At 56.8% G+C, this 13,110-nt stretch carries 14 protein-coding genes; 1 reads left to right on the top strand and 13 read right to left on the bottom strand.

Translation table 11 applies throughout. The features are described from left to right. Nucleotides 1-2: 2 nt before the first annotated feature. The 7 genes from Q1W15_RS23650 to Q1W15_RS23620 all read right to left on the bottom strand — a co-directional run bounded on the left by Q1W15_RS23650 (nucleotide 3) and on the right by Q1W15_RS23620 (nucleotide 6,138). The gene (locus Q1W15_RS23650) at nucleotides 3-824 is read right to left on the bottom strand and encodes a peptidoglycan DD-metalloendopeptidase family protein (RefSeq protein ID WP_300733522.1); all 822 of its coding nucleotides are present in this window, start codon (nucleotides 822-824) and stop codon (nucleotides 3-5) included. A gap of 208 nt (nucleotides 825-1,032) precedes the next feature. Continuing rightward, nucleotides 1,033-1,668 carry a protein-L-isoaspartate(D-aspartate) O-methyltransferase gene (locus Q1W15_RS23645; RefSeq protein ID WP_176464677.1) on the bottom strand — a complete coding sequence of 212 codons (636 nt, stop codon included), beginning with the start codon at nucleotides 1,666-1,668 and terminating at the stop codon, nucleotides 1,033-1,035. Between the two features lie 41 nt (nucleotides 1,669-1,709). Continuing rightward, entirely contained in the window at nucleotides 1,710-2,459 is a 750-nt protein-coding gene (gene surE, locus Q1W15_RS23640) for a 5'/3'-nucleotidase SurE (RefSeq protein WP_300733520.1), read from the bottom strand. Next, nucleotides 2,447-3,505 carry a tRNA pseudouridine(13) synthase TruD gene (gene truD / locus Q1W15_RS23635; protein ID WP_300733518.1) on the bottom strand — a complete coding sequence of 353 codons (1,059 nt, stop codon included), beginning with the start codon at nucleotides 3,503-3,505 and terminating at the stop codon, nucleotides 2,447-2,449. The genes surE and truD overlap by 13 nt, the downstream gene beginning before the upstream one ends. Continuing rightward, a complete protein-coding gene (ispF, locus tag Q1W15_RS23630) occupies nucleotides 3,502-3,975 on the bottom strand; it encodes a 2-C-methyl-D-erythritol 2,4-cyclodiphosphate synthase (protein WP_300733515.1) in 474 nt (157 codons plus the stop codon). The genes truD and ispF overlap by 4 nt, the downstream gene beginning before the upstream one ends. A 52-nt stretch (nucleotides 3,976-4,027) precedes the next feature. After that, the gene (gene fghA / locus Q1W15_RS23625) at nucleotides 4,028-4,873 is read right to left on the bottom strand and encodes an S-formylglutathione hydrolase (protein ID WP_300733513.1); all 846 of its coding nucleotides are present in this window, start codon (nucleotides 4,871-4,873) and stop codon (nucleotides 4,028-4,030) included. Nucleotides 4,874-5,025: 152 nt separating this feature from the next. After that, nucleotides 5,026-6,138, bottom strand: a complete 1,113-nt coding sequence (locus Q1W15_RS23620; protein ID WP_300733511.1) for an S-(hydroxymethyl)glutathione dehydrogenase/class III alcohol dehydrogenase — start codon at nucleotides 6,136-6,138, stop codon at nucleotides 5,026-5,028. Between the two features lie 101 nt (nucleotides 6,139-6,239). Between Q1W15_RS23620 and Q1W15_RS23615 the strand changes: the two genes are divergently transcribed. Then, on the top strand, nucleotides 6,240-7,142 hold the full coding sequence (locus tag Q1W15_RS23615) for a LysR family transcriptional regulator (RefSeq protein WP_300733509.1): 903 nt from the start codon (nucleotides 6,240-6,242) through the stop codon (nucleotides 7,140-7,142). A gap of 101 nt (nucleotides 7,143-7,243) precedes the next feature. Here Q1W15_RS23615 and ispD read toward each other — a convergent pair whose 3' ends face one another. The 6 genes from ispD to tilS form a co-directional block, all read right to left on the bottom strand. Further along, a complete protein-coding gene (gene ispD / locus Q1W15_RS23610) occupies nucleotides 7,244-7,948 on the bottom strand; it encodes a 2-C-methyl-D-erythritol 4-phosphate cytidylyltransferase (protein ID WP_300733507.1) in 705 nt (234 codons plus the stop codon). Beyond that, complete coding sequence (ftsB, locus tag Q1W15_RS23605) at nucleotides 7,945-8,223, bottom strand: cell division protein FtsB (protein WP_003440483.1); 279 nt, start codon at nucleotides 8,221-8,223, stop codon at nucleotides 7,945-7,947. The genes ispD and ftsB overlap by 4 nt, the downstream gene beginning before the upstream one ends. A 169-nt stretch (nucleotides 8,224-8,392) precedes the next feature. Beyond that, nucleotides 8,393-9,682 carry a phosphopyruvate hydratase gene (gene eno / locus Q1W15_RS23600; protein WP_300733501.1) on the bottom strand — a complete coding sequence of 430 codons (1,290 nt, stop codon included), beginning with the start codon at nucleotides 9,680-9,682 and terminating at the stop codon, nucleotides 8,393-8,395. A gap of 152 nt (nucleotides 9,683-9,834) precedes the next feature. Further along, nucleotides 9,835-10,680, bottom strand: a complete 846-nt coding sequence (gene kdsA, locus Q1W15_RS23595) for a 3-deoxy-8-phosphooctulonate synthase (protein ID WP_262205741.1) — start codon at nucleotides 10,678-10,680, stop codon at nucleotides 9,835-9,837. 5 nt (nucleotides 10,681-10,685) lie between these two features. After that, nucleotides 10,686-12,317 carry a CTP synthase gene (locus tag Q1W15_RS23590; RefSeq protein ID WP_300733499.1) on the bottom strand — a complete coding sequence of 544 codons (1,632 nt, stop codon included), beginning with the start codon at nucleotides 12,315-12,317 and terminating at the stop codon, nucleotides 10,686-10,688. A gap of 272 nt (nucleotides 12,318-12,589) precedes the next feature. Next, nucleotides 12,590-13,110: tRNA lysidine(34) synthetase TilS (tilS, locus tag Q1W15_RS23585; RefSeq protein ID WP_300733497.1), on the bottom strand; the 521-nt coding region annotated here is incomplete at its 5' end.

Raw genomic sequence — 13,110 nt, 5'->3', positions numbered from 1 at the left:
GATCAACGTCGTGGAAGAAATTGCAGTGGGTCTACGGGTTTGCCCTGGCGGCGAATTTCAAAGTGAAGTTTCACCCGGTCTGTTCCTGTTGACCCCATTTCCGCAATCGTCTGTCCGACCTTGACCTGCTGCCCCTCCCGAACCAAAAGCCTGCGGTTATGGCCGTAGGCACTGACGTAGGTATCACTGTGTTTGATAATGACCAGTTCGCCGTAGCCCCTCAATCCACTGCCAGCGTAAACAACTGATCCATCAGACGCAGCCAAAACAGGCTGTCCCAAATCCCCGGCGATATCAATACCTTTATTCAAACTACCGTTTGAAGAAAATTTGCCTATCAAAATGCCATTAGCCGGCCAGCCCCAACCTTTGGGTGCAGGGCCTGCCGGCATTGGTAAAGCGTTGACAGGCGAAGTCGCTCCCGCGCTTTTGATGACCGTGGTCTTGCTACCCGCTGAAGACGACACTACGGTCGTTGTCGTACCTTTCGCAGGCACCGTTCCTGCGCGCCCGTCGAAACGAATGGTCTGACCCGGCACGATGGTAAACGGGGCTGCAATATTGTTCCGGGCCGCCAATGTCTTCCAGTCCCAACCGTAACGAAAAGCAATAGAGAACAAGGTATCACCGCGCCGTACCACGTATTGCCCGGTCGTCACGGCTGGACGCTGCGCCACCCCGTTGCGATCACCAACACTGGTGCCCGTCCTGGAAGAACTGGAGCAAGCTGCCAGCAAGGCCAATACCGCACTCAGAAATAGACCGACCACCAGCCTCTGATAGCTATTGATACTCATACGCTGCGCAATGACTGTGAGACTCACCCGCCGCTCCCTTTGAAGAAGGCCAAAAATAAAACGCCAGTACTGGCCGCAGAATGGCGCAAGTATAACTGGCTACAGTTTTTTTACAGACAGCAAAGCCAAATTGAAAAAACGCGGCATGGCACATCATCAGCCCCATACCGAGGCCTTGGCACTGCGCACTATGACCTTCGCGTAACTTTATAATTCAGCCGTTGCAGCTAAAGACTCAGGCCAGCGGCCCATTCAGCAGGGGTACAAAACGCACATTGCCAATGACTCGCCGGGCAAACCCATGTTCTTCACGCACGATCAGCATCAACTGCTGAACCTCTCCCGCACCGACAGGAATGACCAGCCGCCCTCCGGGAGCCAACTGGTCGAGCAGGGCTTGAGGCACATCCGTTGCCACCGCGGTGACAATAATGCCGTTGTAAGGTGCCAACGCAGGCCACCCTTCCCAGCCATCCCCCCAACGGAACACCACATTGCGCAGGTTCAACTCGAGCAATCGTTCCTTGGCACGGTCTTGCAGCACTTTGATGCGCTCGACCGAGAAGATCCGCTCAACCAACTGCGAGAGAATGGCGGTTTGGTAACCCGACCCGGTACCGATCTCCATGACCTTGTCCAGCGGGCCATCCTCCAGCAGCAGCTCGCTCATGCGGGCTACCATGTAAGGCTGGGAAATGGTCTGGTTATTGCCTATTGGCAGCGCGGTATCTTCATAGGCCCGGTGCGCCAAGGCCTCGTCAACAAACAGATGGCGCGGTGTGCGGCGGATGACCTCAAGTACGTTCTGGTTAACGATGCCCTCTTCACGCAAGCGCTGAATCAGCCGCTCCCGCGTACGTTCAGAGGTCATGCCAATGCCACGATGCATCAAGCCGTCCTGCTCACGCGCCATCAGCCCAAGCCCTCAAGCCAGCCATTGAGGCTTTTGAAGCCCTCTGCAAAAGTACGATCCAGTTGCAACGGTGTGATCGAAACATAACCTTGCATGACCGCATGAAAATCGGTACCCGGGCCGCCATCTTCAACGTCACCGGCAGCCGCAATCCAGTAGCCTGCCTTACCCCGGGGGTCAACCACCCGAACCGGTGTTGCAGCACGCGCACGATGCCCCAGCCGGGTGAGCTGGATGCCGCGGATTTTTTCCAGGGGCAGGTTGGGGATATTCACGTTGAGTACGGTACGCGGCGGCAAGTTGAGCGAGGCATGAGCCTGAACCAGTTTGCGGGCAAAGTGGGCCGCCGTGGCCAGGTTATCGACCTGACGCGACACGAGTGAGAACGCAAACGAAGGACGCTCAAGAAATCGCCCTTCCAGTGCGGCTGCCACCGTGCCGGAATACAACACGTCATCTCCCAGGTTAGCCCCCAGGTTGATGCCGGACACCACCATCTCGGGTTGCTGTTCCAGAAGCCCGTGAATCCCCAGGTGCACGCAATCGGTGGGCGTGCCGTTAATGCTGATAAAGCCATTGGCCAACGTGTGCGGATGCAAGGGGCGGTCCAGCGTCAACGAACTGCTCGCACCGCTTTTGTCTTGGTCGGGGGCAATCACCACGCACGCGAAGTCATCTGCCAACGCGCCATAAAGCGCAGCCAGCCCCGGAGCACTCACCCCATCATCGTTTGAAATCAGAATACGCATAGGCTGTCCGTTTGACCCAACGGCACCAGATCAACAAGCTCACGCACGACAACAGTGGCGAAGCATCCGGCCGGCAGAACAAATTCCAGTTGCAGAATGTCAGGCTCCGGATAATGCCACGTCAGTTGCCCAATGGGCAGCCGCAGAATACGGCGCTCGTGACTCATGCCAGCGCGAACCAGCCAGTCACGCAAATCGGCTTCACGTTCAGCAATGGATTGCTCCAGCACCTGGGTTGCCCCCGTGGTCGGTGACTCGCCCTCGCCCCACTGCGGCCCGGTCGGGTGCAGATCAAGGATAGCCAAGCGTGGATCATCGCACTCGGCTTCGCCCGCCGGAAAAAAGCTCCGGCTGTCGGTGAAGGCCAATAAGTCCCCCACCTGCGCGCGTTGCCAACTGCCATCGGCGACCCGGGCAGCCAGCACCTGATTGAACAGGTAGCTGCGCGCAGTAGAGAGCAGCCGCGAACGCACGTTGCGCTGCTCGGGCAATGCTTTACGGGCAGCATAATCGCGCGCCTCGCCCACATTGCCGCCTTCCCAGCCAAAACGCTGGGTGCCGAAATAGTTCGGCACACCTTGCCGGGCGATCTGTTCAAGACGCTGCTGCAAGGCCTCCTTGTCAGCCGCCAATTGCGTCAGGCGCAACGTGAAACCGTTTGCTGCGTGGGCTCCGCGTTGCAATTTACGTTTGTGCCGCGAGGTCTTGAGGATCTTCAGTGTGTCGTTTTCAGCACCTGACAGGTCAGGATCCGCCTTGCCCGGCAGTTGCACGCTAAACCATTGACGTGTCAGCGCCTGACGGTCCTTGAGGCCCGCATAACTCACCGTACGCAAAGGTACGCCGGCAGCTTTGGCAATTCGCCGAGCAGCCTCCTCAGTGTTCAGACCGCGCTTTTCGACCCACAACCACAGATGCTCGCCGTCCCCGGACAAGGGAATGTCGAGGACCTCATCCACCTGAAAATCATCGGCCGTGGCTTTCAGTACGGCCGTGCCCAGGGCAGCGCCGTAGGCCCGGGGCCCGAGCAGATCAAAATCGTTCATGCGCGAACCAACAACGCAATGGAATGCACGGCAATCCCCTCTTCTCGCCCAACGAAACCGAGCTTTTCGGTGGTTGTGGCTTTTACGTTCACTTGATCCAGCTCGATTTTGAGATCGTCGGCAATGAGCGCACGCATGGTTTCAATATGCGGTGCCATTTTAGGTGCCTGCGCAACGATGGTGTTGTCGACGTTTGCGATTGTCCAGCCTTTGGCATGGATCAAGCTCACCACATGGCGCAGCAGGACACGGCTGTCAGCCCCCTTGAAGGTCGGGTCTGTGTCCGGAAAGTGTTTACCGATATCGCCCAACGCCGCTGCACCCAGTAAGGCATCGCTGAGCGCGTGCAGCAGCACGTCGCCATCGGAGTGGGCCAACAGCCCGAATGTGTGAGGAATATGCACGCCGCCCAGGGTTATAAAATCGCCGTCAGCAAAACAGTGCACATCATAGCCGTGGCCAATACGCATAAAAAAACGCCCCGATTTAGTCAGGGCGTGATTCTACCTACTTTGGCGGACATTAGGCGCTTAGTGCATCCGCGTGATGGCGCAAGTGGTCATCAATAAAGCTGGCGATGAAGAAATAGCTGTGGTCGTAGCCCGGTTGAAGTCGCAGAGTCAGCGGATAATCCGCCTGCTTGGCCGCTTGTTGCAGCGCCTCAGGCTTAAGCTGGACGGCCAAAAAGTCGTCCCGATCACCTTGATCCACCAGCAGCGGCAGCTTTTCACTGGCCTCATTGATTAGCACGCACGTATCCCACTCACGCCAGCGCGCGCGCTCTTCGCCCAAGTAATGGGTGAACGCCTTCTGCCCCCAAGGGCAATCCATGGGATTGCTGATTGGTGCAAACGCCGACACCGATTGATACCGCCCCGGGTTGCGCAAGGCACACACCAAGGCTCCGTGACCGCCCATCGAATGCCCACTGATACCGCGTTTTTGTGACGCAGGAAAATGAGCCTCAACCAAAGCAGGCAACTCCTGCACCACATAATCATGCATCCGGTAATGCTGGGCCCAAGGTTGCTGGGTAGCGTTGACATAAAAGCCCGCCCCCAAACCGAAATCCCACGCACCTTCAGGATCATCCGGCACACCTTCGCCACGCGGGCTGGTGTCCGGGCAGACAATAATCAGGCCCAACTCAGCGGCCAGTTTCATGGCACCCGCCTTGTGCATGAAGTTCTCATCGGTGCAGGTCAGACCCGACAACCAGTACAGTACAGGCAGCTTGACGCCCTGCTCGGCCTGGGGCGGCAAATACACGGCAAACACCATGTTGCAGCCCAGCACTTCAGAGCGGTGCTGGTAACGTTTGTGCCAGCCGCCAAAGCTTTTCTGGCAGGAAATATTTGTTAAGGGCATTAGGGGCAGCTCCAGGCTTTTAGCTGCAAACCGCACGATAAACCCACTGTAGAAGCGAGCTTGCTGGCGATCTTTTGATCGTTGAAAAGATCGCGAGCAAGGTCGCCCCTACAGACTCAGTGATGGGGCTTACATCGGCTTGCCGCTATTCGTCAGAATTCAATAACGGTACGAATGCTTTTGCCTTCGTGCATCAGGTCAAAGGCCTTATTGATATCTTCCAGGCCCATGGTGTGGGTGATGAAGGTATCGAGCGGAATTTCACCGGTTTGAGCCATTTCGACATAGCTCGGCAACTCGCTGCGGCCGCGCACACCACCAAACGCCGAACCGCGCCAGACGCGCCCTGTCACCAACTGGAACGGCCGTGTCGAGATTTCCTGGCCCGCACCGGCCACACCGATGATCACCGACTCGCCCCAACCTTTGTGGCAGCATTCCAATGCCGCGCGCATCAAGTGAACATTACCGATGCATTCGAAAGAGAAGTCGACTCCGCCGTCCGTCATGTCGACGATCACGTCCTGAATCGGGCGATCATAGTCTTTCGGGTTCACGCAATCGGTCGCACCCAGTTGCTTGGCGATTTCAAACTTGGCCGGGTTGATGTCGATGGCAATGATGCGCGCGGCTTTAGCTTTAACGGCACCAATGACCGCCGACAGGCCAATGCCGCCCAACCCGAAGATGGCTACCGTATCGCCTGGCTTGACCTTGGCCGTGTTAAGCACAGCACCAATGCCGGTGGTCACACCGCACCCCAGCAAGCAGACTTTTTCCAGCGGAGCATCTTTTTGAATCTTGGCCACGGAGATTTCCGGCAACACGGTGTACTCGGAAAACGTCGAAGTGCCCATGTAATGGAAAATAGGCTGGCCTTTGTAAGAAAAGCGCGTGGTGCCGTCGGGCATCAGGCCCTTGCCCTGAGTCGAACGAATCGCCTGACACAAGTTTGTTTTGCCGGACAAGCAGAATTTGCACTTGCCGCACTCTGGGGTATACAGCGGGATGACATGATCCCCGACCGCTACCGACGTTACGCCTTCGCCAATGGCTTCAACGATTGCACCGCCTTCGTGGCCCAGAATCGACGGAAAAATGCCTTCCGGATCTGCACCCGACAAGGTGTACGCATCTGTATGGCAAACACCCGAAGCCACAACCCGCAGCAACACTTCGCCCGCCTTGGGCATGGCAACGTCAACTTCTACGATTTCCAGCGGCTTTTTAGCCTCGAAGGCTACAGCGGCACGTGACTTGATCATCGGTTGTCTCCAGTAAGGTAAACACAAGACAAGCAGTGTAAATCAGCGTCGCGTGGTTAATAATCCAGCAGAAAGCAAAACATTATTGCTAGTCAGGGACAATGACCGTGATAGAAAACCGCTGGGAAGGGATTGATGAATTTGTTGCGGTCGCTGAATGCGGGCAATTCACGGCGGCTGCGGAGCGCCTGGGCGTGTCTTCATCCCATATCAGCCGCCAAGTGGCTCGCCTTGAGGAGCGCCTGCAAACACGCCTGTTTTATCGCAGCACCCGGCGCGTCGCCCTGACCGAGGGCGGGCAAACGTTTTTGCAGCATTGTCAGCGTTTACAAGACGGCCGCGAAGAGGCCCTGCGCGCCATCGGTGACCTGGCCAGCGAACCTAAAGGCATGCTGCGCATGACATGTGCCGTGGCGTACGGCGAGCGATTTATCGTGCCGCTGGTCACTGGTTTTATGGGGCTTTATCCGCAATTACGGGTCGATATCGAACTCAGTAACCGGCCACTGGACCTGGTACACGAAAGCCTGGACCTCGCCATTCGGCTTGGCCGCTTGCAGGACTCCAGGCTGGTTGCTACCCGCCTGGCCCCCCGACGCATGTACGTGTGCGCGTCCCCGTCTTATTTAGCGCATTACGGCCGGCCTCACAGTTTGTCGGAGTTAAGCCGGCACAACTGCCTGATCGGCAGCTCGGACTTGTGGCAACTTCAACAAGACGGCCGTGAATTTTCGCAACGAGTACAAGGCAATTGGCGCTGCAACAGTGGGCAAGCCGTTCTGGATGCCGTACTGCAAGGCGTAGGGCTGTGCCAGTTGCCGGACTATTATGTGCTGGAGCACTTGAAAACAGGGGCGCTGGTATCTTTGCTTGATGTTCACCAACCGCCCAACACCGCGGTGTGGGCGCTGTACCCGCAACAGCGACACTTGTCGCCCAAGGTCAGAAAGCTGGTGGATTACCTGAAGGAAGGGTTGGCCAAGCGCGAAGAGTATTTGGGGTGACGAAAAACCCGTGCAGGAGTAGCCGGTCGACGCTCGATTGCTCGCGATCTTTCGTTTTAAAGATCAAATGATCGCGAGCAAGCTCGCTCCTGCAGGAGCGATCAGCGATTGACCCAACGCAGCCGCAGCCACTCAAGGTCTTCAGGGCGGGTGACTTTGATGTTGTCAGAACGGCCTTCGATCAAGCGTGGAGCCAGGCCGGCCCACTCCATTGCCGACGACTCGTCAGTGATGTTCACTTGCGCTACCAGGCTGTCAGCCAGGGCCCGATGCAGTGCGCCCAAACGAAACATCTGCGGTGTGTAGGCCTGCCAGATCAAGCTACGATCGATGGTTTCGACCGCTCGGCCGCGCTTGTCCATGCGCTTGAGCGTGTCGCGCGCCGGAACCGCCAACAAGCCGCCTACCGGGTCGTCAGCCAACTCTTCGAGCAACTTGTCCAGGTCTTCACGGGCCAGATTCGGCCGCGCCGCGTCGTGAACCAACACCCAATCTTCATCGCCAGCCCCCTGCGCATGCAGGTACAACAAGGCATTGAGCACCGAATCGGCGCGCTCGCGGCCGCCGTCGACCCGAACCACGCGTGGGTCCGCAGCACACGGTAGAGACGGCCAGAAAGGGTCATCCGAAGCGACACTGACCACCAACCCTTTAAGGCCTGGATGGTCGAGAAAACAGCCAAGGCTGTGTTCGAGAATACTGCGTCCGCCCAACGTCAAATACTGTTTGGGACGGTCTGCGGCCATGCGAGCACCAACGCCCGCGGCAGGAATCACGGCCCAAAAGGCCGGTATCAAAATACTCATTGGGCCAACTGATAGAGGGTCTCGCCCTCTTTCACCATGCCCAACTCATGGCGAGCACGTTCTTCAACGGTCTCCATGCCTTTTTTCAGCTCAAGCACTTCCGCATCCAGCACGCGATTGCGCTCCAGCAACACTTCATTTTCTGCATGCTGATCGGCGATTTGCTGAGTCAGGTCGGTAACTTGCGCCAAACTGCCATTCCCCACCCACAGGCGATACTGCAGGCCAGCCAGAAGCAGGAGCAAAATGAGGAACAACCAATTGGGACTGCGCATCGAATATCAGGTATCCAGTGAAAAGACAGCCATGCCGACAAACGTAAACAACTCATAGTACAAAGCCTGGAATAACCAGGCTTGTACTTGATAGGCATCAGATTAGTGTCAAACGACTCGTTTTGGCGAATTATCTGACACAACCTGTTGTCTTTGTACCACTCACTGCTTAGCCACGGAACTCGCCACGGCCGTTGTACGTGGCTTTCGCCCCCAGTTGCTCTTCAATACGCAGCAATTGGTTGTACTTGGATACGCGGTCCGAACGGCACAGCGAGCCGGTTTTGATCTGGCCAGCCGAAGTGCCCACGGCCAGGTCGGCAATGGTGGAGTCTTCGGTTTCGCCGGAGCGGTGCGAGATGACAGCGGTGTAGCCCGCCGCCTTGGCCATCTGGATCGCTTCCAGGGTTTCGGTCAACGTACCGATCTGGTTGAACTTGATGAGAATCGAGTTCGCAATGTTTTTATCGATGCCTTCTTGCAGGATCTTGGTGTTGGTAACGAACAGGTCATCGCCCACCAACTGAACTTTCTCACCGATTTTATCCGTCAGAATTTTCCAACCATCCCAGTCAGACTCGTCCAGGCCATCTTCAATGGAGATGATCGGGTAACGCTGAGTCAGACCTTTCAGGTACTCGGCGAAACCTTCAGAGCTGAACACCTGCCCTTCACCAGACAGATTGTATTTACCGTCTTCGTAGAACTCGCTGGCCGCGCAGTCCAGTGCCAGGGTCACGTCAGTGCCCAAGGTGTAACCGGCATTGGCGATCGCTTCGGAGATCACTTTCAGTGCATCTTCGTTGGACGCCAGGTTAGGCGCGAAACCACCTTCGTCACCCACTGCAGTGTTCAGGCCACGTGCCTTGAGCACAGCCTTGAGGTGATGGAAAATTTCGGTGCCCATACGCAGAGCATCGGAGAAGGTCTTGGCACCAACCGGCTGCACCATGAACTCCTGGATATCGACGTTGTTATCCGCGTGCTCGCCACCGTTGATGATGTTCATCATCGGAACCGGCATCGAGTAAACGCCCGGGGTACCGTTGAGGTTGGCAATATGAGCGTACAGCGGCAGGTCCTGGTCCTGAGCCGCAGCCTTGGCAGCCGCCAGGGACACAGCCAGAATCGCGTTAGCACCCAGCGAACCTTTGTTTTCAGTACCGTCCAGCGCGATCATCGCGTGGTCGAGCGCCTTTTGATCAACCGGGTCTTTACCCAGCAGCAAATCACGAATAGGGCCATTGATGTTGGCAACGGCTTTGAGTACGCCTTTGCCCAGGTAACGGCTCTTGTCGCCATCACGCAGTTCCAGCGCTTCGCGCGAACCCGTGGAAGCACCGGACGGCGCGCAAGCGCTACCGATGATGCCGTTGTCGAGAAGTACATCCGCTTCCACGGTGGGATTGCCACGGGAGTCGAGAACTTCACGACCTTTGATGTCGACGATTTTTGCCATTGTTGTAAAACTCCAAAGTTGACGAAAACGACGCAGCTGAGGGAAATTTTGTCATCGCCAGCAAGGGCGAAAAATAGGCAGCCTTGCAGACGATAAAGCTCGGGCCACAAGGGCCCGAGAAATCGTGCGGTACTTTACCGGAGAACAGCGGTTTAAGCGGTTTCTATTGTCGGAAAACTTTTAACCAACTCATCCAGCGACTTGAGCTGAGCCAGAAATGGCTCCAGCTTGTCCAGACGCAAGGCACAAGGGCCATCACATTTGGCGTTGTCTGGATCCGGGTGCGCCTCAAGGAACAGGCCAGCCAGGCCCTGGCTAATGCCAGCCTTGGCCAGGTCTGTGACCTGGGCACGACGACCACCGGCCGAATCGGCACGACCACCGGGCATTTGCAGCGCGTGGGTCACGTCGAAAAATACCGGGTACTCAAATTGCTTCATGATGCCGAAGCCCAGCATGTCGACTACAAGGTTGTTGTAGCCAAAACTGGAGCCGCGTTCACAGAGGATCAACTGATCATTACCCGCCTCTTCGCACTTGCTCAGAATATGTTTCATTTCCTGAGGCGCAAGGAATTGGGCTTTCTTGATGTTGATCACGGCACCGGTCTTGGCCATGGCCACAACCAGGTCGGTCTGACGCGAAAGGAAAGCCGGCAGTTGAATGATGTCGCACACCTCGGCGACCACGGCTGCTTGCGCAGGCTCGTGGACGTCGGTGATCACGGGCACACCAAACGCTTGCTTGATGTCCTGGAAAATCCGCATGCCCTCTTCGAGGCCGGGGCCACGGTAAGAGTTGATCGATGAGCGGTTGGCTTTGTCGAAGCTGGCCTTGAAAACGTAAGGGATACCGAGCTTTTCAGTAACACGCACGTACTCTTCGCACACCTGCATGGCCATATCACGGCTTTCCAGCACGTTCATGCCACCGAACAAGACCATTGGCTTGTCGTTGGCAATATCGATATTGCCTACGCGGATAATCTTTTGCGCCATGCTGATTAAGCCTTCTTCTCGTGTTGCGCCAGTGCCGCTTTGACGAAACCGGTGAACAGTGGGTGACCATCACGTGGCGTCGAGGTGAACTCCGGGTGGAACTGGCAAGCCACGAACCAGGGATGATCAGGTGCCTCAACCACTTCTACCAGCGCGCCGTCACCGGAACGACCGGTCACTTTCAGGCCCGCTTCGATCAGTTGTGGCAGCAGGTTGTTGTTCACTTCATAGCGATGGCGATGACGCTCAACAATTACGTCCTTGGCATAGCAATCGTGAACCTTGGAACCGGCTGCCAGTTGGCAATCCTGTGCGCCCAGACGCATGGTGCCGCCCAAATCAGAGGTCTCGGTACGGGTTTCGACTGCACCGGTGGCGTCTTCCCACTCAGTGATCAAGCCCACAACCGGGTGACCGCTGCTGCGATCGAACTCGGTGGAGTTGGCGTCTTTCCAGCCCAGAACGTTACGTGCGAACTCGATAACCGCCACTTGCATGCCCAGGCAGATACCCAGGTAAGGCACCTTGTTTTCACGAGCGTACTGAGCCGCCGTGATTTTGCCTTCAACGCCGCGCAGACCGAAGCCACCCGGCACCAGAATGGCATCAGCGCCTTCAAGCAGTTCAGTCCCTTTGTTTTCGATGTCTTCAGAATCGATATAACGCAGGTTGACCTTGGTGCGATTGGAGATGCCGGCGTGACTCATCGCTTCGATCAGCGATTTGTACGCATCCAGCAACTCCATGTACTTGCCGACCATGGCGATAGTGACTTCGTGTTCTGGATTGAGCTTGGCATCAACGACCTTGTCCCACTCGGACAGGTCGGCGCTGTTGCATTGCAAGCCAAAGCGCTCCACCACGAAATCGTCCAGCCCTTGAGCGTGCAGCATGCCCGGGATCTTGTAGATCGTGTCGGCGTCTTCCAGAGAAATGACAGCACGCTCTTCAACGTTGGTGAACAGCGCGATCTTGCGACGCGAGGACACATCAACGTGATGATCGGAACGGCAGATCAGAACGTCTGGTTGCAGGCCGATAGAACGCAGTTCTTTAACCGAGTGCTGCGTGGGTTTGGTTTTCGTCTCGCCAGCCGTGGCGATGTACGGAACCAGCGTCAGGTGCATCAGCATGGCGCGCTTGGCACCTACTTCAATGCGCAACTGACGGATTGCCTCGAGGAACGGTTGCGACTCAATGTCACCCACAGTGCCGCCAATCTCAACCATCGCTACGTCGGCATCGCCGGCGCCCTTGATGATTCGACGCTTGATCTCGTCTGTGATGTGCGGAATTACCTGAATGGTTGCACCCAGGTAATCACCACGGCGCTCCTTGCGCAGAACGTGCTCGTAAACACGCCCCGTGGTGAAGTTGTTGTTCTGGGTCATGGTCGTGCGGATAAACCGCTCGTAGTGGCCCAAGTCCAGGTCGGTTTCGGCGCCGTCGTGAGTAACGAACACTTCACCGTGCTGGAACGGGCTCATGGTGCCCGGATCAACGTTGATGTAGGGGTCCAGCTTCAGCATGGTGACCTTAAGTCCCCGCGCCTCCAGGATGGCTGCCAATGAAGCCGAGGCAATGCCTTTCCCCAATGAAGAAACAACACCGCCCGTGACGAAGATGTAGCGCGTCATGAAAAACCCTAGAAGTCTGCGTTAAAGCGGTCAGAGCCGCCGGGGAGAGCGAAGGAAGGCCGAAGCCCCCAATCACCAGCATTAGTCACAGTGCACCTTTCGAAAAACTGCTGCGTTGAAACAGACCGATGGAAACCAACGGTTCGATACAAGCCACACATTTTTTTAAAATCGCCCAGCAAAGACTGCTTGGTAATCGGCAACATCTGTAATTACGGAGAATTTACAGAAGTTGTATCAAGAAGGGAGCGTAGTCTACCGGAAAGCCCCTTTCAGCTCAAACCTTGATCGCTGGAAGTTGGCAACCACTGCAATTGCCAACGCCCACAGGGGTCGCAAGCCAATCCCTGAAGGTTTGCCACCGCCAATAACTGCTCATTGCGGTACAACAGCGGCAATCTGCCACGCACAAAGCCGGGGACACCGTGCTCGTTGAGCAAACGCTTGAGATCCCGATGCCCGCGTTGCGCCAGTTGCATCACCTCACCACCTTGACGATAGCTCACGTGCAAAGGACCTGCGGGAATCTCACCGTGCAAACGTAACTGACCATTACCCGGCAGGCTCAATGGCAAATCCGCCTGCTCCCACGCCAATGGCGCAACAGGCTGACGCAACCAGTCACCGCTCAACCACCAGAGGTGACCGCCAGCCCGGTGTAACTGGCCCTCGGCCAATGTCCAGATTGGTTGCGCATCTTCGCGGGCATCGCGCAGGGTTTCCCACCCGGCCCAATGATCGGTGTCCGGCAGTTGAGTGAAGCCGGCCAGCCAATGGCGCAACGCGTTGCGTT

The organism is Pseudomonas sp., from assembly GCF_030150285.1.
Lineage (GTDB): Bacteria > Pseudomonadota > Gammaproteobacteria > Pseudomonadales > Pseudomonadaceae > Aquipseudomonas.
The sequence above is the reverse complement of the archived record's forward strand: the minus strand, read 5'-3'. Positions and strand labels throughout refer to the sequence as shown.